An 18,428-nucleotide genomic window follows, 5' to 3' on the forward strand; every position below is an offset into this window, starting at 1 on the left:
CGAAACTCGCGAAATGCTCGGTAACAAAGTCGCTCAATTTTGCATCCTCTCGCGCAGTTCCAGTAGGTTGTCCGGCTGCGTCTCGTATTTCAATGCCTCTGGATCAAGCGAAATTCCTGCTTGCTGCTTCGAAGTCCAAAGATGGAACTGAGGGGCAAGGTCTTTGCCGTCATCCAGCGTTCCAACTTTCAAAGTCGCGCTGTCAGGTGACGCGCTCGATCTGTGCCACATGCGTGTCCCGCATTCGCCGCAGAAATAGCAATGCTTCACCGCCCCGCTAAATGCGGTGACCTCAAACATCTTCGAAGAACCCTCAATACTGAGACGCCCGAACGAAATCGGAATGGAGATGGAAAATGCGCTCGCTGATTGCTTTTTGCACTCCCCGCAATGGCACGCATAGGCTGACGGCAAGTCACCGCTGATCGTGTAGCGCACAGCGCCGCATTGGCAGCCACCTGAATGCTTGGCTGCGTTGGTTGCGTCTGCGCTCACCGTTTCGCCAGCCCCTTTTCCTCCATCCGCCATTTCGCCATTTCGATCCGGTCCTGGCCAAAGAAGGGCTCGCCCTCAAACACCAAGGTGGGCACGCCCCAATGGCCTGCCGCCTCCAGCGCGCTCTGATTGTCAGCGATTTCGGCGTCTAGCACCGCTGCGTCGCTCAGCACTTCGGCATCAAGTTCGGCGAGATCCAATTCTGCGCGGGACGCTGCACCCGCAAGGTGTTCGCCTTCGTCCCAGCCATCGACTTCGCCGGAGAAGACAATGCGGGACACTTCGTCTGCAAACGCCAGCCCTTTGTCTCGGCGCGATGCGGCCTGGCCCAACCGGCAAATGCGGCGGATAAGTGACTGCTCTTCAGCAATCTCGCGCGTCATCAGATTTTGGTTCACAGGATCAGGACGCGGCCAGCGATAAGGGATGCCCAAATGCTGGGCGACCCGCATCGAGATCCATCAGGATATAGCGCGGTGCGGCAGGGTTTCCGGTGAACAACAATTCCGGCGCACGGATCGCAATCGGCCACACAGTGCGCAGCGCAATCTCGAGATCAAATTCCTCCGCGAGCGCGCGGTAACGGCCAATGGCGAGATAAGAATATGGGGAACGGAAGCTGAAATAGATATCTGCTTTTAAGGTCATCGGCACAGACTAGCGCGGCGCCTTACAAAAATCTCCACCCAAAATGCGTCACCTAAAGAAACACTGTGTGCCGGCATAAAGCATGGAGACCTTGTCTTCCTCTATGAAGCCGCCGATCTTGCCGCCAAGCGCGAATTCCTCACCCAAGGTGCTTCCGTCAAGCGGTTGAAAACCAGGGGTCGCGGCCACCTCTTCCCGCGGAGTGCCCAGACTGCACATCCCCAGCAGCCGTGATCTTTTCCGCCTCTGGATCTGCACTTTGGCCAAGGTTCCAACCGACCAACATGCCTTGTTGGAAATTGACGGTCAGTCCGCCAAGAAAGGTGGCTGTCTCAATCGGCCCGGCTCCGCATTCCATGTTCGTAACGATGCCAGCATCGGGACCAAGAACATCGCCAAGAGCGTAACGCACTTCGACCATGCCCGAGGAGAAAAAGAACGCCTCCGATCCAGCCGCAAGCCCCTCCGCGCGCAGTTCAACCGCATTGTCGGCGATCGCCGGCGCTGCGGGGTCACCGCGCTCATTCATACGCTCGCTTGGACTTGGGACCGTGCCGCTGTCGCAAGCGGCGAGCGCGAATGCCGACAATAAGATCACCAAACCACGCATACTTTATCCCTTTTTCAGATGCCTCCGCCCGAGCAATTCGGCGATCTGCACCGCGTTCAATGCAGCGCCTTTGCGCAAGTTATCTGATACACACCACAAGGTGATGCCGTTTTCAACGGTTGGGTCTTCGCGAACGCGGCTGATGTAGGTTGCGCCATCTCCGGCGCTTTCGGTCGGCGTCACATAGCCGCCGTCTTCGCGCTTATCGATTAGCATGATCCCCGGCGCCTCACGCAGGATTTCCTGGGCTTGCTCGGCCGACAGTTCATTTTCAAACTCGATATTGATCGCCTCGGAATGGCCGACAAACACCGGCACCCGAACGCACGTCGCGTTGAGCTTGATCTTCGGGTCGAGGATCTTCTTCGTCTCGACCATCATCTTCCACTCTTCCTTGGTCGATCCATCGTCCAGGAAGACATCAATATGCGGGATGACGTTAAACGCGATCTGCTTGGTAAAGGTCGCAGGCTCCACCGGATCACCGACAAAGATCGCGCGGCTCTGGTTGAACAGCTCGTCCATGCCGGATTTGCCCGCGCCAGACACCGATTGATAGGTAGAGACGACGACGCGCTTAATCTTGGCCGCATCATGCAGGGGCTTGAGAGCGACAACCGGCTGAGCCGTCGAGCAGTTCGGGTTCGCGATGATATTGCGCTTCGTATAGTCATCAATCGCATCCGGATTGACCTCTGGCACGATCAGCGGAACGTCTGGCTCCATGCGGTAAAGCGAGGAATTGTCGATCACGATACAGCCTGCTGCCGCGGCCTTTGGCGCATATTCTTTTGCCGGGCCGGACCCGGCGGAAAACAGCGCAATATCCCAACCGTTCCAATCGAAATGCTCGATATTCTGGCATTTGAGCATCTTGCCCGTGTCGCCGAATTCCACTTCGCTGCCCTGCGAACGCGAGCTGGCCACAGCGGCGATTTCCTCAATCGGAAACTCGCGCTCTGCCAGCACTTGCATCATCTCGCGTCCGACATTGCCAGTCGCACCGACCACAGCCACCCGGTAACCCAAATCACATACTCCAATGGAAATTCAACTTCACGTTGTGCGCTGCCGCGCCTAACATGCCTTGGCAAGAGTTTCTTGGGCACATCAGGAGGGGAAACGTATGCAGAGCGGTATCGCGCATTGGCGCGAGAAAGCGAACTATTTCGGCTTTCAAGGGCACCAGATTGCCTATTGGACCGACGGCAATAGTGATGCGAGGCCGCTTTTGCTGGTGCACGGCTATCCCACATGCTCGTCTGATTGGGCTCGCACGTGGGACAAACTGGGCGAAAAATACCATTTGATTGCCTGCGACATGCTGGGCTTTGGACTGTCAGACAACCCGCGCGGCGGCTTTGGCGGCAATGGTTATACAATCCATGCCCAGGTCGATGTGCAAGAGGCTCTGCTCGCGCATCTCGGCATTGGAGAGTTTGACGCTCTCGTGCATGATTACGGTGTGTCCGTTGGGCAGGAACTGCTCGCCCGCCAGCAAGACGGCACTGCGGCGCAGCAGCTCTGTATGATGGTGTTCCTCAATGGGGGGATATTCCCCGACCAGCACCGTGCCAGACCTATCCAAAAACTCGGCGTTTCACCGTTCGGATTTCTGGTCGGCCTGTTGATGAACCGCAAACGCTTTGGGCAGAGCTTCTCCGAAGTGTTTGGGCCAGACACTCAGCCGAGCGAGGCGGAGCTGGACGAGTTTTGGGAGTTCATCGCGCACAATGGCGGCAACCGGCTGACGCACAAGCTGCTGCATTACATCGCGGACCGCCGCACGCATAAGGAGCGCTGGGAGGCCGCGCTGGTCGAGGCGCAGGATAAGATCGGCCTGATCAACGGCGCGCTCGATCCCGTCTCTGGCAAGCACGCCTATGACAAATGGCGCGAAATTGTGCCTCGTGCGCGCGCGCATCTGATCTCTAACGTGGGGCACTACCCCCAAGTCGAAGCGCCCGGCGAAGTCGCCGCGACAGCGCTGGAATGGCTAGCCCAATCGCGCGTGCCTATTCCGGCGGGGTCACGCCGTTCCGTTCGAGGAAAGTGAAGATCGTGTTCCACAGATGCGGCGAGATATTCTCGCCAGCAACCCGGTGCGTGTAGCCGGGATAAAGCATCATTTCGAACGGTACGTTGTTCTCTTGCAGAACGCTGATCAACTCAGATGAGTTTTCAAACACCACATTGTCATCCGCCATGCCGTGGATCAGCAGCAAGGGATCGCTGATCTTGGTCGCATTGGGAATGGCGCTGGCCGTTTCATAGGCCTCTGGCACTTCGCGCGGATCGCCCATGAAGCGTTCTGTATAGTGGGTGTCATAAAGCTCCCACTTGGTGACCGGAGCGCCGCTGATCCCGGCGGCATATAGCCCCGGATCGGCCTGCATCTGCTTCAGCGTCATATAGCCGCCATAGGACCAGCCATAGAGCGCGATCTTGTCACCATCGACGAAATCGAGAGTCTTGAGGAATTCCGCGCCCTCGCGCTGATCGTCCACCTCAACACCGCCCATTGCATGGTAAAGCGGCTGTTCAAATGCGACCCCGCGATTGGCAGAGCCGCGATTGTCGAGTTCAAACCAGATGTAGCCAGCATCGACCACCGCCTGTTGCAGCGCGCCGTCCCAGCCCTTGGTCACGATCTGCGGACCGGGGCCGGAATAATGGTAATAAAATACCGGGTACTTCTTGCCCGGCTCCATCTTGGGCGTGACCATCTTGTAGTGCAGGTCGGTTTCGCCATCAGCGGCCTTGATCGTGCCGAATTCAGCGGGACGATGGCTGGGCAGATAAGGCGCATACGGGTGATCGCCCTCGATCAGATTGGCCTCAATCGCGGCGAGCACTTCCCCGTCTTGATTGGTCAGAACCGATTGCGGTGGTTGGTTGTGGTTGGAGCGCGTGATCAGCAAGGTCTTGCCATCACTGTCCATCACTGCGCTGTGGGTGAAGGCATCATCGGTCAATTGGATAGGTTCGCCAGTCCCATCCAGATTGGTGCGATAGATTTGCTGGGTTAGGACGTCTTTTGTTCCCTGATAGAAGAAGACGCCTTCAGCCTCATCCACACCGATTAGCGCATTTATTGGTTCTTTGAAATTCGTGAGTTGCTCAGTCCTAGATAACACGACGATAGGAGCACCAGTCTCATCTGTCTCGTGGTGATCCGCAACACCCTCACCATGTCCGTCGGAAATGCGATAGAAATTGCCAAATCCATCCCTCTCAGACCACCACAGCAGAGTACCGTCTTTCAGAAAACGATAATTGTCGCTGAGGTTGATCCAATAGTCTTCCGTCGCAGCTTTTTCCGTAAACCACACCTCACTCGCGCCGGTGCTCGGATCAACCTTGAGCATATCAAGCACGGTCTGCTCACGGTTCTGGCGCTGGACATACAGGCTGCCGTCAGGACTCCAATTGACCCGCGCGACGTAGAAATCGGTCGGATCATCCACTTTGTAGGACTCAGGCGACTGATTGCTGGTGAGGTCGACCTTCACCCGCTCACCGCCATCGGGGTTCATCACAAACAGCTCAACGACGGCATTGTCGCTGCCCGCGACAGGATAGCGTTGGTCAAACACTCGCGTGCCCGTCGCGCCAATCGCCGCGCGGGTCACGATGCCAACCGGGCTTTCGTCGGTGCGCTGTACAACCAGGCGGCTGTCATCGGGTGCCCACCAATATCCGGTCAGGCGGCTCATTTCCTCCTGAGCCACAAACTCCGCCTCACCCCAGCGGATTGTGTCGCCTTCCTTCGGTGTAATCGGAGCAGCGTCTTCGCCGACCTTGCCCACCCACAACTGGCGTTCGCGCACGAAGGATACAGCACCGCCTGTGGGGCTCAGCTTCGGGTTCAGCTCGCTCTCTTCAGTGTCCGTCAGGCGCGTCACCTCACCATCGAGCTTCGCGAGGTACAAATCGCCATCCAGCGGCACGAGCACACCCGAACCATCGCTCACCCATTGATAGCTGATAATGCCTCTGAGGTTGCCGACCCGCGCCCGCTCGCGCTGCATCTTTTCATCTTCGGACAGCTCGCGGCCAGAGCCCAGCGCTTCGCTATCGACCAGCATCGTCCACTCGCCGCTATCGCGGTCATAACCCCACAGGTCATAACGCTCTCGCTCATCTTCGCGGTTGCGTAGCACTGTGAGATAGCGGCCATCGGGCGACAGTTTCGCCTGACGCGGCGCCGGACCATTCAGCGATGGCGAGGCGAAGACGCGCTCAAACGTCAGCTCTGGCGTATCAGTCACTGCGTGATCATCCGCGATGGCTGGTGTTGCGAGAATTGCGGCGGCAGCAGCATAAAGTAGGCGCATTCCAAAACTTACCTCGTCATTGCAAGCGAAGCGGTTGCGTAGCAGGCCTAAGGCCAACCAATTAAGGATCGGGCCTTGGATTGCCGCGCAACCTATCGGTTGCTCGCAATGACGAATCTTGAACGAGAATGCAAAGCCCCAACGAAAAAGGACGCCCTGGTCTCCCAGAACGCCCTTCAAATCTCTCGTGTGAGGATTTACGCCTTTGGCGCATTCTCGCGGCGCTCAGCAATACGAGCCCGCTTACCGGTGCGGCCGCGCAGATAGTAAAGCTTCGCACGGCGCACAACGCCGCGGCGAACCACGGTGATGCTGTCGACGATTGGGGCGTAGAGTGGGAACACACGTTCCACACCTTCGCCAAAGCTCATTTTGCGCACAGTGAAGTTGCTGTTGATGCTGCGGTTCGACCGCGCAATGACAACGCCTTCAAAGTTCTGGATACGCTCGCGGCTACCCTCGGTGACTTTCACGCCGACACGTACGGTGTCTCCGGCCTGAAACTCAGGAATCTCTTTGGTCACTTTGCCGATTTCTTCGGCTTCGATTTGCTGGATCAGGTTCACTGGTCCGTGTCCTTTCTTTTCGCCGCGCGCCAGAGGCAGACTGGACCCGAGCATCCTCATGACGCTCCCATAGATCCGGCCTGCGTAACCGAGTGTGATCTTCCGACATGGCTTTGCGCCACGCCGCGATCTTCGCATGATCCCCCGATCGCAGCACTTCAGGGATCGTGCGCCCTTCCCATTCTTGAGGTCGGGTGTAGTGCGGATACTCAAGGAGACCTTCTTCAAAGCTCTCCTCAGCACCGCTTGAAGGCGCGCCCATTACGCCGGGAAGCAGCCGAATGCAAGCATCAAGTATGGTCAGCGCAGCCATTTCTCCGCCCGATAAGACGATATCGGCCAGGCTGACCTGCTCAATCTGGGGCCGCGCTTCAAAAATGCGCTCGTCAAAGCCCTCAAACCGCCCGCACAGCAGCGTGACGCCGGGCCCAGCTGCGATCTCGCGAATGCGCGCCTGAGTGATGGGTTTGCCGCGCGGCGTCATGGCGAGGATGGGGATATGCGAAGCAGCCCCCTCCTCTCTAGGGGAGGGGGTTTGGGGGTGGGGCTCGCCTGGTATTGCCCCCCACCCAACCCTCCCCCTGAAGGAGGGAGGGCTTTTGAGATTGTGCTTGAGTTACGCTGTCCAAGGCCCGCGCCAGCACATCGCATTTCAGCACCATACCCGCACCGCCGCCCGCCGGCGGACTGTCGACATTCTTGTGCTTATCAAGCGCGAAATCGCGGATTTGAACGGTCTCGCACGACCATTTGCCCTCAGCCATGGCCTTTCCCGCTAGACTAGCGCCAAGCGGACCGGGAAACATCTCTGGGTAGAGCGTGAGGATGGTGGCGGCGAAGGTCATAGCCTAGTTCACTATCTCCGCTCGCCCTGAGCTTGTCGAAGGGCTGCCTTCCTCTTCCGCGCCGGCAGAAAAGTTAGAGTGCAATCCTTCGACAAGCTCAGGATGCGCGGGGTTTGCTATGGTGACGAGGATCATCTCAACTAACATCCAGCTTTCGATTTCGATACCAAGCAGCAAAGCGATTGCCACAACAGAAGCCGATCACTGCGCCGGTGGGCTGCCACCACGTCCAGCGTAACGATTGCTCCAAACCATAAACACTTGAATAATCGACCAGAGCAACGATCCAAAGACATGTCCCGAGAACTGGTAGAATTGCCGGAATGAAAATCTCGATTTCACGTTGGCTAAAAGCGCCAAGGGCTTGTCGATAGCAGTAGAGATAAAGCCAGATTGACCCAACTTGGAATAGCAATCCAGTCGTCCAAAGAGGAATAACAGCCGCAAGGCTCATACGCGTGCCTTGCCGCCCCAATTCACCCCATCCTTCGCCCTCGTATCGACACTCAGCTCAAACACGTCCGGGCGCGAATAATGACCATCTGTGTCGAGGCTCGTCAAATTTGCGCCAATTTCTGACAGGTCCAGCTCGGCGTGGAGCGTCTCTTCACCCTCGCCCGCTTGTGCCAGCACGCGCGCATCGGGGGCGGCGATAAAGCTACCGCCGCGGTTTAGCGCGTCGCTCTCAATTGCTTCGATCAGCGCGCGGGCGGCGCCAACATCGGCATTACCAGTTTCCGCGAGTTCTAGGCCTTCAAACAGGTCCGTCTTGTGCTGAACCAGCCCTGCGGCAAGCACGAAGCAGCGGCCTTCAAAGGCATAGTGCCGCGAATTGAGCGCATATTCCTCGCGCACGGTCGGCCATGCGGCGACATGCACCGCTTCGCCGAGGTTGTGCATCGCTGCGCGCGCCAGCGGCATCCAATGCTCCCAGCAGATCAAATTGCCGACCTTGCCCCATTCGGCCTGATGCACGCCCAGGGTTGAGCCATCGCCGCGCATCCAGATCAGCCGTTCGCCATGCGTGGGCACCAGCTTGCGGTGGTCCAACGGAGCCTCGCCGGGGCGCAGCATCAGTTGATTGTTATAAAGGCTGGAGCGCACCCGCTCATGCGCGCCGATGGAGATGCAGGCGTCATGCGCATCGCACAGCTCCTGCAGCGGCAGCAGCCGCTCATCATTCGCGACAATCGCGTTTTCCAGCATGATCGCATGGCATGCGCGTGTGCCCGGATGGTCCCACAGCGCCGCGCCGGGGGACTCGTCTAGCCACAGCGGATAGCCGCCTAGGAACGTCTCACCAAAGGCAACCAGCTTCGCGCCGTCTTTGATCGCCTTTTCAGCGAGTTCGACGGCCTTTGCGATGCCCACTCCAATCGCGAAGGGGACCGGGGCAGCTTGGCAAATGGCGACGGGGAGTTTGGTCATTCAAAGGTTTCCGGATTGATCGATTCAGCGTGCTTGCGCGCACGCTTGCGAGAGGAAAGAAAGGCTGCTGGGAAGCCAAAAACGACGGCGAGAAGGAGGCCAGCGAGGAGCAATGGCTCGAAGACCTCAATGAGGTTAACGCCTGCTTCCTCGGTCGCCCCATAGAAAGCCGCTGGAATGAGCGGCAAGAATCCCGCAATGAGTGCAGCAATCGCTGATCGTGCAGAGAGGCCCAATCTAGGCACTGCACGTTCAATCACCCAAGCCGCAGCGCGGGCGAGAACGATGACAAGTAAGCCAAGAAATACAATCCCAAAGACACCGACCATCATCATGGCTATCAGCCTTCAGCGAAATCGGCGGCGATCACAAGGCTGCTTGTGTCCCATTCGATCACTGCCGCATCGATCAGCGGCACCATAAAGGTCTTGGTGCCTTTTTCAGGCGGCGGCTCGCGCACGATCTCGATCACGTCGGTCGCGCCAAAATTCTCGACCGCCACGACGGTGCCCACGCGGTTTCCCGCATCGGTGAAGGCCTCCAGACCCAGAAGGTCGGCGTGGTAGAACTCGCCCTCGGCGAGGTCTGGCAGAGCCTCTCGCGGGACCATCAGCACGGTTCCGCGCAGTTTCTCTGCCTCATTGCGCCCAGCCACTTCAGCGAAGCGGGCAACCGCCCCGCCCTTATTGTCGGAGCGGATTTTCTTGAGCGTTAGGACACGCCCGTCTTTGCCGGCCGTGAAACTCTTATGCTGCGAGAGCGCTTCCACGCCCTCGCCAAACAGTTTCAGCCGGACTTCGCCCGCCACGCCATGCGCGCCAGTGATGGCGGCCAGCTCGATGGACTTATCGCTCAACACCCCAGCCCCGCTCGTGCTGAGCTTGTCGAAGCACTGCACTTGTTTCTGGAACGGTATTCCCGAAAGAAGAACAACCCTTCGACAGGCTCAGGGTGAGCGGGGTAAGGCATTGAGACTTAGCCTTCAGACTTTTCATCGCCAGCGTCTTCCGCTGGAGCTTCTTCAGCAGCCGCTTCTTCTGCTGGTGCTTCTTCGGCCGCAGCTTCTGGAGCAGCTTCCTCAGCAGGCGCTTCTTCCGCAACAGGCTCTTCTGCTGGTGCTTCTGCAGCAGCCTTTGCCTCTTCTGCAGCGGCGTTCTTCGCTTCTTCTTCCGCTTCCTTAGCGGCAGCAGCCTTTTCAGCCTTCTCTTCAGCGCGCTCGGTCGCTTTTTCGCCCGGCTTCGCTTTGTTCGGATTGTTGCGAGCTTCACGCTCACGAATGCCAGCAGCATCAAGGAAACGCGCAACGCGGTCAGATGGCTGTGCGCCAACGCCGAGCCAATATTTCGCGCGGTCTTCGTTGAGCTTCACGCGGCCTTCGTCATCCTTGGCGAGCAGCGGGTTGTAAACGCCGATTTGCTCCAGATACTTACCATCGCGTGGTGCGCGGCTGTCTGCCGCTACGATCCGGTAATAAGGACGCTTCTTTGCGCCACCGCGCGAGAGCCTCAGTGCAATTGCCATTATAGATACCTTTCCAGTCTCAAATTCTTGAAATCGTTTAAAATTACTTCTTATTCAACATATCACGTAGTTCAGGGGGCAGCGTGTTCGGATCCACGCCCGGAGCGCCGGATCCGCCGCCTGGACCGCCCAGCCCCGGCAAACCACCAGGCCCGCCAGCGCCGCCGCCCATGCCGGGTAGGCCGCCCATCATTCCGCCTGGGCCGCCGCCTCCGCCAAACATGGATGCGAGGCCTTTCAGACCGCCCATCTTCTTAATCTGTTTCATCGCGCGGCCCATTTCCTGGTGCATCTTCAGCACCTTGTTGACCTGCGGAACTTCGGTGCCGCTACCCGCCGCAACGCGCCGCTTACGCTTGGCATTCATCAGCGCAGGATTGGCGCGTTCCTTGGCCGTCATAGAGCCAATGATCGCGTCCATATGGAGCAGCACTTTGTCGTCCATATCGGCGGCGGCCATTGCCGCCTTCGCCTTCTTCATGCCGGGCATCATGCCCGCCAGCATGCCGAGCCCGCCCATGTTCTGCATTTGCTGCAATTGCATGCGCAGATCATTGAGGTCGAATTGCCCCTGCGACATGCGCTTTGCGAGCAGTTCAGCGTCTTCTTCCTTGATCGTCGCAGCGGCTTTTTCGACCAGGCTGACGACATCGCCCATGCCAAGGATACGGTCAGCCACGCTGCCTGCGCGGAAGACCTCAATCGCGTCGAGCTTCTCGCCCGTGCCCGCAAACTTGATCGGCTTGCCGGTAACCGCGCGCATCGAAAGCGCCGCGCCGCCGCGTGCATCGCCGTCCATCCGGGTGAGGACCACACCGGTCAGCGGAACTTCGCCGCTAAAGCTTTGCGCAACATTTACAGCATCTTGACCGGTCAAGCTGTCAACCACCAGCAGCACTTCAGTCGGCTCAGAAACGCTGGAGACAGCCTTCATTTCCGCCATCAGCGCTTCGTCGACATGCAGGCGGCCTGCGGTATCGAGCAGCAGCACGTCAAAGTTCTGAAGGCGCGCGGCCTCCATTGCGCGGCGTGCGATGTCCACTGGCTGCTGGCCAGCGACAATCGGCAAAGTTGCAGTTTCGACCTGCTCGCCCAGAACCGCGAGCTGCTCCTGAGCAGCCGGGCGGTTGACATCGAGCGAGGCCATCATGGCCTTCTTGCCGTGCTTTTCCTTGATCAGCTTTGCGAGTTTTGCGGTGGTCGTCGTCTTACCAGAGCCCTGCAGACCGACCATCATGACCACAACCGGCGGCTTCGCCTCCAGAATCAGGCCTTCGGTCTCTGGCCCGCCGAGCATATCAACCAGCTCGTCATGGACGATTTTGACGACTTGCTGGCCCGGTGTGACCGATTTCAGAACGTCCTGGCCAACGGCCTTTTCCGTCACTGCATCGATGAAACGCCGCGCCACGGGCAGCGCCACGTCAGCCTCGAGCAAAGCCACGCGGACCTCGCGCATTGCATCGCGCACGTCTTGTTCTTTCAGCGCGCCGCGACCTTTGAGACGATCGAAGACCCCGCCAAGGCGGTCGGACAAATTGTCAAACATTGCCGAATGCTCCTTGTTTGCGTTTTATCTGGTCGCGTTTCCGAACCGCAAAACCGGTTCCCACTTTTGCTGGAAACGCTCCGACAAGACGATCGAAGACCCCGCCAAGGCGGTCGGACAAATTGTCAAACATCGTCTTCAACTCCTCACTTGCCGCGCACGGCGAGAACTAAACGCAAAAAACGCCGGCGAACGAAACCTCGTTGGCCAGCGCGGGGATATGCCCCAATTTTACCCATGTATCCGGGTGTGTTGATATTCGGTCAGTATCGCGGCGAAAAGGCGGCTCCCGAGAACCGGAGCGCAGCGATCGGACAGATCGTGAGCACCGGAAGCGCAAGGGAGCTGCTCTTTGCAGCCCGATAATGGCCGGATATCAACATATCCGGTTCGATGGTGGAGCCTAGCGGGATCGAACCGCTGACCTCAACACTGCCAGTGTTGCGCTCTCCCAGCCGAGCTAAGGCCCCTATCATCGATGTGTCTGGCTTACTGACGTAAGACCAGCGCCTCGCTTTCGCAAGGAGGCAGCCCATTATGGGCTACCCCCTCGAAAGGCAAGCCTTAATTAATTCTCGTGATCTTCGTCGTCGCCTTTACCCTTGGACACGCCAAGGTCATCATCGCCGCCCAGATCAACATCATTGTCCGGTGAATCTTCGCCGTCATCGATGTTCTCGATGTCTTTCAGCTCATCATCGTCGCCGCCCAGATCGGTATCGGCTTCGCCGTCCTTCTTCTTGTCGTCGGCTTCAAACGGAATTGGCTGTTTGGTCTTGAGCACAGGCTCAGGAGACCAGGTCTCGCCGCATTCAATGCAGGTAACCGGCTCATCATTGCCGAGATCGTAAAAGCGCTCTCCGCATTTGGGACAAGAACGCTTGGTGCCCCATTCTGGCTTCGCCATCAATTAATCCTCGAGTTAACGCCGCGGGCCGCGATTGGCGCGGGCAAAAATATGGTGTGGTTTGTGGGGCCGATTGAGGTGTAGTTCAAGAGCCCCGCTCCAAAGTCGGCGCGCCTTGCCAGATGCGTGGGTGACTGTCAAAGACGCCGCGCTTATTTCATCGCTTAATATTTTCAGAAAGCTGCATCTTGCCTGCTCACACCTTTGCCCCTCTTGGCCCTTTGCGCGGAAATCTGCGCGTGCCCGGCGACAAGTCGATCAGCCACCGCGCTTTGATGTTTTCCGCCCTTGCTGTGGGGACAAGCACCGCAAGCGGCCTGCTGGAAGGCGAGGATGTGATGGCCACCGCCGCCGCGATGCGGGCGATGGGCGCGCAGATTACGCGTGACGACGATGGCGCGGGTAAAGTCACTTGGCACATTAGCGGCGTCGGCGTTGGCGGATTACTGGAGCCGAGCGAAGCGCTCGACATGGGCAATTCCGGCACGTCGACCCGCCTGCTGATGGGAATCATCGCCAGCCACGGGATCAAAGCTACGTTTACAGGCGATGCCAGCCTCTCAGGCCGACCAATGGGCCGCGTAATCGATCCGCTGAGCCTGATGGGCGCGAGTTTCGAAAGCTCCGCAGGCGGCACTTTGCCGCTGATGATGCGGGGCGCCCTGCCCGCCGTACCGATTGAATACACTCTGCCAGTGGCCAGCGCTCAGGTGAAAAGCGCCGTTCTGCTCGCAGGGCTCAACACGCCGGGGATCACCACTGTGATTGAGCCTGTGCCCACCCGCGACCACACTGAGCGCATGTTGAAGGGCTTCGGCGCGAAGCTGGACGTGGTCCAGCGAGACGATGGCACCCGCATCATCCGCATTCACGGCGAAGCTAATCTAAAGCCCCAGCACGTAACCGTTCCGGGAGACCCTTCTTCCGCGGCGTTCTTCATGGTCGCGGCTCTGATTGTTCCGGGCAGCGATTTGCTGATCGAGAATGTCGGGCTGAATCCGACCCGTGCTGGCCTCGTCCAAGTGCTGCGCGAAATGGGCGGCTCCATCGACGAAGTAAACCTGCGCGAAGTGGGCGGCGAGCCAGTCGCTGATCTGCGCGTGCGCCATTCTGAACTGACCGGAATTGATGTCGACCCAGCCATCGCGCCGAGCATGATCGACGAGTTTCCTGTGCTGTTTGTCGCCGCATCGTTGGCCAAAGGCACAACGCGCACCAGCGGTCTTGAAGAACTGCGCGTGAAAGAAAGCGACCGCCTCTCAGCCATGACCGCCGCGCTCACACTGACCGGGGCAAGCATCGAAGAGCAAGAGGATGGCCTAGTGATCCATGGCACCGGCGGCGAGCCTCTGTCCGGCACGCCGGAGGGCCAAACGGTCACTACGCATCTCGATCACCGTATTGCGATGAGCATGGCGGTCGCGGGCCTCGCCAGCGTGCGCGGTGTGGCCGTGGACGACACTTCGCCCATCGGCACCAGCTTTCCCAGCTTTATGGATTTGCTTGAGGCGGCATCAAATTGAGGACTTATCTCACCCGTCATGCTGAACTTGTTTCAGCATCCATCGCCAGAACGATCTTCGAAGGGCCACGCCGGGGATGGACCCTGAAACGAGTTCATGGTGACGAAGACGCAGAATTGCGAGGAAAGCGATGAACACCCCGCTCGATATCTATTCGATCATCGGTTTCGTCGGCACGGCCTGCATCATCGCCGCCTACGCCTATCTCACGGTCAAAGATAAGCCCAACCCGTTTATCCTTCACGGTACGAACCTGACCGGGGCCGCGCTGCTCACGATCAGCCTGCTGGTCCACACCAATTGGCCAAGCCTGGTGCTGGAAGGCTTCTGGGCCGCGATTGCCGTGTTCGGTTTGGTGAAGGCGCTAAGGATGAGGAGCAAGGCCGCAGCATGATCATCGCAGTTGATGGCCCAACCGCCTCTGGCAAAGGCACCATCGCCATAGCGCTGGCGGCGCATTTCGGCCTGCCGCATCTCGATACAGGCCTGCTCTACCGGGCGGTTGGTCGGCAAGTTGCGATCAATCAGGGCAATCCTGATGACCCAGCAGACGCTCTGGCGGCCTGCGAATTTCCCGACGCTTTGCTCGCCGATGAGCAATTGCGCAGCGAGGAAAGCGGCGGTCTTGCGAGCCGTGTTTCCATCCATCCGGAGGTCCGCGAGGCGCTGTTCGCTCGCCAACGTGCCTTTGCGACGCAAGAGGGCGGCGCAGTGCTGGACGGGCGCGATATTGGCACCGTTATTGCCCCAGACGCCCCGATTAAACTCTACATCACCGCCAGCGCGACCGAGCGCGCACGCCGCCGCTGGCTTGAGATGACAGGGCGTGAAATCGAAATTCCGCTCGCGGAGATTGAGCAAGACATCATCGCGCGCGACAACCGCGATATTGGCCGCAAGGATGCCCCGCTAAAGGCCGCGCCCGATGCAATGGTGATCGACACGACGACGCTGGGCAAAGACGAAGCCATCGCTGCGGTAATTGCGGCTGTGGAGCAGCAACTCTAGGGTTGATCTGCCCCGCTTGCACCTGTCGAAACACAGGCACAGCACACGCCCTAGAAAAGCAGTGCTTCGCCAAGCTCAGCACGGACGGTCTTTGGGTTAGGTCCTGGAACCGCAAAATCCTTGCATTTGCGCCGCCCTTGGCCTAAGCGCGCCCCCGTTCACCCAATCATACCCGATTGTTTCGAACCCGCATGAACGCATTCGGCCTCATGCGGATTACGGCCCTCTTGCCCCGTTAGGCCGAGCAATGGTGCTCAGAGACGGTTTAAGACCCCGGAAAAACCGGTGGCCGGTAGCAAATGTAAACAGGATTTCCTGACCTATGGCGACTTCGCCCAACCCTTCGCGCGACGATTTTGAAGCGCTTCTTAACGAACAACTTGGCGGTGCAGACGACGGCGGCTTTGAAGGCCGCGTTGTAAAAGGCACCGTAACGGCCATCGAAAACGGTATGGCTATCATCGATGTGGGCCTCAAATCAGAAGGCCGCGTCGGACTTAAAGAATTCTCCCGCGGTGATGACGACCACGGCCTCAGCGTCGGTTCTGAGGTTGAAGTGTATGTCGACCGCGTAGAAAACGCCGATGGCGAAGCCATGCTCAGCCGCGACCGCGCCCGCCGCGAAGCTGCTTGGGACAAGCTCGAAAACGAATTTGGCGAAGGCAAGCGCGTCGAAGGCCGCATCTTTGGCCGCGTCAAAGGCGGCTTCACAGTCGATCTCGACGGCGCTGTCGCGTTCCTTCCTGGCAGCCAGGTCGACATCCGCCCAGTGCGCGATGTTACCCCGCTGATGGAAGTGCCTCAGCCGTTCCAACTGCTTAAAATGGACCGTCGCCGCGGTAACATCGTGGTATCACGCCGCGCTGTCCTCGAAGAAACCCGCGCAGAACAGCGCAGCGAGCTGATCGACAAGCTGGCCGAAGGTCAGGTTATCGATGGCGTCGTCAAGAACATCACCGATTACGGCGCATTCGTCGACCTCGGCGGTATCGACGGCCTGCTGCACGTCACCGACATGAGCTACAAGCGCGTCAATCACCCAAGCGAAGTCATCAATATCGGTGACACGGTGAAGGTTCAGATCGTTCGCATCAACTCAGAGACCCAGCGCATCAGCCTCGGCATGAAGCAGCTGGAAAGCGATCCATGGGACGGCGTTGCAGCCAAGTACCCAATGGGCGCGAAGCTCTCTGGTACCGTCACCAACATCACCGAATACGGTGCATTTGTTGAGCTGGAGCCAGGCATCGAAGGTCTGGTCCACGTCTCTGAAATGAGCTGGACGAAGAAGAACGTTCACCCAGGCAAAATCGTCAGCACTTCGCAAGAAGTCGACGTTCTGGTCCTCGAAGTGGACAGCGAAAAGCGCCGTATCTCGCTCGGCCTCAAGCAAGCTCAAGGCAACCCTTGGGACGAGTTTGCAGAGAAGCACCCAGTTGGCACAATCGTCGAAGGCGAAGTCAAGAACGCAACCGAATTCGGTCTGTTCGTTGGCCTCGACGGCGATGTCGACGGCATGGTCCACATGTCCGACATTGCGTGGGGCATCTCGGGCGAAGACGCATTGGCGCTCCACCGCAAGGGTGAAGAAGTCAAAGCCATCGTTCTTGACGTTGACGTTGAGAAAGAGCGCATCAGCCTCGGCATGAAGCAGCTTGAAAAGGGCGCACCAACCGCAGACGGCGCCGCTGGTGCAGATTCGCTGCGCAAGGGACAAACCGTCACTGTCACTGTTCTCGAAGTTCGCGATGGCGGCCTCGAAGTGCAGGTTGGCGACGACGGCGCAACCGGCTTCATCAAGCGTTCGGACCTCGGCCGCGACCGCGACGAGCAACGTCCTGATCGCTTCCAGACCGGCAGCAAGGTTGACGCAATGGTCACCGGATTTGACCGTTCGAAGAAACCAAACTTCTCGATCAAAGCGCGTCAGATCGCTGAAGAGAAGGAAGCGGTGCAGCAGTTCGGTTCATCCGACAGCGGCGCTTCACTTGGCGATATCCTCGGCGAAGCTCTGAAGAAGTCAGACGACTAAGTCGCGAAATGGCGAGCTCCCGCGCAGACGGGAGCCTCCAATGGCACAGCGCCTAGATTAACGAGATCCCCGCCTTCGCGGGGACTCACGGAAAGAGACACCCGCCGGCATTGCTGCCGGCGGGTTTTTCATTGGTGCTTCCATCACGCGCTTGAGAGGCGTATCATCGCGCTTCATCTTCCGCGGAAAGACCCGACATGACGATCCAAATCCACCAGTTTCCCTGCCTGTCCGACAATTACGGCTTCCTCGTGCACAATTCCGTGACCGGTGAGACCGCCGCGATCGACACGCCTGATGCCAAGGAATATCTGCGCCAGGCAGATAGCAAGGGTTGGAAAATCACCCACATCTGGAACACCCATTGGCATCCAGATCATGCTGGCGGGAACAAGGAAATCGTCGAGGCGACCGGTGCGCGCGTGCTCGCGCCCAAAGAGGTGGAGAAACTCTCCCCCATCGACCGCATTGTTGCGCACGGCGACAGCGTCAATTTGGGTGAGCACCGCGCCGAAATCATCGACGTTTCAGGCCACACCAATGGTCACATCGCGTACCACATCGTCGAGGAAGGCGTAGCCTTTGTGGGCGATGCTGTGTTCGCGCTGGGTTGCGGGCGGATGTTCGAAGGCGAGCCAAAGCAATTCTGGACCAGCCTCGACCGGATTCGGCGCATGTCGACCGAGACGACGCTCTATTGCGCGCATGAATACACCGAGGCGAACGCAAAGTTTGCGCTGCACGCTGACCCGGACAACGCGGCGCTGCAAGACTACGTCGTTGAGATTAAAGACAAGCGCTCTCGCGGTGAACCGACCGTGCCCACCATACTGAAACGCGAGCTTGAGACGAACCCTTTCCTGCGCGCGGACGATCCGGCGATGATGGCGAAATGGGGCGGCAACGAGCCGCATGAAACCTTCGCCGCGCTGCGCAGCGCCAAGGATAACTTCTAAGCC

General features: G+C 58.7%; 20 protein-coding genes, 1 tRNA gene and 1 pseudogene. 6 read left to right on the forward strand and 16 right to left on the reverse strand.

Annotation, left to right across the window (positions count from 1 at the left end; genetic code table 11):
- Positions 1-33 precede the first annotated feature (33 nt).
- The 5 genes from AC0V6M_RS13195 to AC0V6M_RS13215 form a co-directional block, all read right to left on the reverse strand.
- Positions 34-495, reverse strand: a complete 462-nt coding sequence (locus tag AC0V6M_RS13195) for a GFA family protein (protein ID WP_486139261.1) — start codon at positions 493-495, stop codon at positions 34-36.
- Positions 492-947: a DsbA family protein gene (locus tag AC0V6M_RS13200; RefSeq protein WP_486139262.1), complete on the reverse strand. Its 456-nt coding sequence runs from the start codon at positions 945-947 to the stop codon at positions 492-494. The genes AC0V6M_RS13195 and AC0V6M_RS13200 overlap by 4 nt, the downstream gene beginning before the upstream one ends.
- On the reverse strand, positions 898-1,143 hold the full coding sequence (locus AC0V6M_RS13205) for a hypothetical protein (RefSeq protein ID WP_486139263.1): 246 nt from the start codon (positions 1,141-1,143) through the stop codon (positions 898-900). The genes AC0V6M_RS13200 and AC0V6M_RS13205 overlap by 50 nt, the downstream gene beginning before the upstream one ends.
- A gap of 157 nt (positions 1,144-1,300) precedes the next feature.
- Positions 1,301-1,753, reverse strand: coding sequence for a hypothetical protein (locus AC0V6M_RS13210; protein WP_486139264.1), 453 nt, complete (start codon positions 1,751-1,753; stop codon positions 1,301-1,303).
- Positions 1,754-1,756: 3 nt separating this feature from the next.
- On the reverse strand, positions 1,757-2,782 hold the full coding sequence (locus tag AC0V6M_RS13215) for an aspartate-semialdehyde dehydrogenase (protein ID WP_486139265.1): 1,026 nt from the start codon (positions 2,780-2,782) through the stop codon (positions 1,757-1,759).
- Positions 2,783-2,879: 97 nt separating this feature from the next.
- Here AC0V6M_RS13215 and AC0V6M_RS13220 point away from each other — a divergent pair, with 97 nt between their 5' ends.
- Positions 2,880-3,809, forward strand: coding sequence for an alpha/beta fold hydrolase (locus AC0V6M_RS13220; RefSeq protein WP_486139266.1), 930 nt, complete (start codon positions 2,880-2,882; stop codon positions 3,807-3,809).
- On the opposite strand, the gene AC0V6M_RS13225 is transcribed toward AC0V6M_RS13220, so the two are convergent.
- The 11 genes and pseudogenes from AC0V6M_RS13225 to AC0V6M_RS13275 form a co-directional block, all read right to left on the reverse strand.
- Positions 3,769-6,090, reverse strand: a complete 2,322-nt coding sequence (locus tag AC0V6M_RS13225) for a S9 family peptidase (protein WP_486139267.1) — start codon at positions 6,088-6,090, stop codon at positions 3,769-3,771. The two genes, AC0V6M_RS13220 and AC0V6M_RS13225, sit on opposite strands and share 41 nt — an antisense overlap.
- A gap of 197 nt (positions 6,091-6,287) precedes the next feature.
- A complete protein-coding gene (rplS, locus tag AC0V6M_RS13230; protein ID WP_472638870.1) occupies positions 6,288-6,656 on the reverse strand; it encodes a 50S ribosomal protein L19 in 369 nt (122 codons plus the stop codon).
- A pseudogene (gene trmD / locus AC0V6M_RS13235) lies at positions 6,595-7,501 on the reverse strand (tRNA (guanosine(37)-N1)-methyltransferase TrmD). The gene rplS and the pseudogene trmD overlap by 62 nt, the downstream one beginning before the upstream one ends.
- Positions 7,502-7,637: 136 nt before the next feature.
- Positions 7,638-7,955, reverse strand: coding sequence for a hypothetical protein (locus AC0V6M_RS13240; RefSeq protein ID WP_486139268.1), 318 nt, complete (start codon positions 7,953-7,955; stop codon positions 7,638-7,640).
- Complete coding sequence (locus AC0V6M_RS13245; protein WP_486139269.1) at positions 7,952-8,929, reverse strand: carbon-nitrogen hydrolase family protein; 978 nt, start codon at positions 8,927-8,929, stop codon at positions 7,952-7,954. The genes AC0V6M_RS13240 and AC0V6M_RS13245 overlap by 4 nt, the downstream gene beginning before the upstream one ends.
- Positions 8,926-9,264: a hypothetical protein gene (locus AC0V6M_RS13250; protein WP_486139270.1), complete on the reverse strand. Its 339-nt coding sequence runs from the start codon at positions 9,262-9,264 to the stop codon at positions 8,926-8,928. The genes AC0V6M_RS13245 and AC0V6M_RS13250 overlap by 4 nt, the downstream gene beginning before the upstream one ends.
- A 5-nt stretch (positions 9,265-9,269) precedes the next feature.
- Entirely contained in the window at positions 9,270-9,788 is a 519-nt protein-coding gene (gene rimM, locus AC0V6M_RS13255; RefSeq protein WP_486139271.1) for a ribosome maturation factor RimM, read from the reverse strand.
- A gap of 116 nt (positions 9,789-9,904) precedes the next feature.
- Positions 9,905-10,450, reverse strand: coding sequence for a 30S ribosomal protein S16 (gene rpsP / locus AC0V6M_RS13260; RefSeq protein WP_486139272.1), 546 nt, complete (start codon positions 10,448-10,450; stop codon positions 9,905-9,907).
- Positions 10,451-10,493: 43 nt separating this feature from the next.
- Positions 10,494-11,999, reverse strand: coding sequence for a signal recognition particle protein (gene ffh / locus AC0V6M_RS13265; RefSeq protein ID WP_486139273.1), 1,506 nt, complete (start codon positions 11,997-11,999; stop codon positions 10,494-10,496).
- Between the two features lie 394 nt (positions 12,000-12,393).
- Positions 12,394-12,469, reverse strand: a tRNA-Ala gene (locus tag AC0V6M_RS13270).
- A gap of 98 nt (positions 12,470-12,567) precedes the next feature.
- Positions 12,568-12,906 carry a TIGR02300 family protein gene (locus AC0V6M_RS13275; protein WP_486139274.1) on the reverse strand — a complete coding sequence of 113 codons (339 nt, stop codon included), beginning with the start codon at positions 12,904-12,906 and terminating at the stop codon, positions 12,568-12,570.
- Positions 12,907-13,094: 188 nt separating this feature from the next.
- Between AC0V6M_RS13275 and aroA the strand changes: the two genes are divergently transcribed.
- The 5 genes from aroA (at position 13,095) to gloB (ending at position 18,425) form a co-directional block, all read left to right on the forward strand.
- The gene (gene aroA / locus AC0V6M_RS13280) at positions 13,095-14,429 is read left to right on the forward strand and encodes a 3-phosphoshikimate 1-carboxyvinyltransferase (RefSeq protein ID WP_486139275.1); all 1,335 of its coding nucleotides are present in this window, start codon (positions 13,095-13,097) and stop codon (positions 14,427-14,429) included.
- A gap of 130 nt (positions 14,430-14,559) precedes the next feature.
- Positions 14,560-14,823 carry a CBU_0592 family membrane protein gene (locus tag AC0V6M_RS13285; protein ID WP_486139276.1) on the forward strand — a complete coding sequence of 88 codons (264 nt, stop codon included), beginning with the start codon at positions 14,560-14,562 and terminating at the stop codon, positions 14,821-14,823.
- Complete coding sequence (locus tag AC0V6M_RS13290; RefSeq protein WP_486139277.1) at positions 14,820-15,437, forward strand: (d)CMP kinase; 618 nt, start codon at positions 14,820-14,822, stop codon at positions 15,435-15,437. Before AC0V6M_RS13285 ends, AC0V6M_RS13290 begins: the two co-directional genes overlap by 4 nt.
- 322 nt (positions 15,438-15,759) lie before the next feature.
- Positions 15,760-17,469 (forward strand): 30S ribosomal protein S1, encoded by a 1,710-nt coding sequence (rpsA, locus tag AC0V6M_RS13295; protein WP_472645093.1) that lies wholly within the window; start codon positions 15,760-15,762, stop codon positions 17,467-17,469.
- Positions 17,470-17,666: 197 nt separating this feature from the next.
- Positions 17,667-18,425: a hydroxyacylglutathione hydrolase gene (gene gloB / locus AC0V6M_RS13300; RefSeq protein ID WP_486139278.1), complete on the forward strand. Its 759-nt coding sequence runs from the start codon at positions 17,667-17,669 to the stop codon at positions 18,423-18,425.
- Positions 18,426-18,428: the final 3 nt, after the last annotated feature.

It is taken from the genome of Erythrobacter sp. JB3-1 (assembly GCF_057364995.1).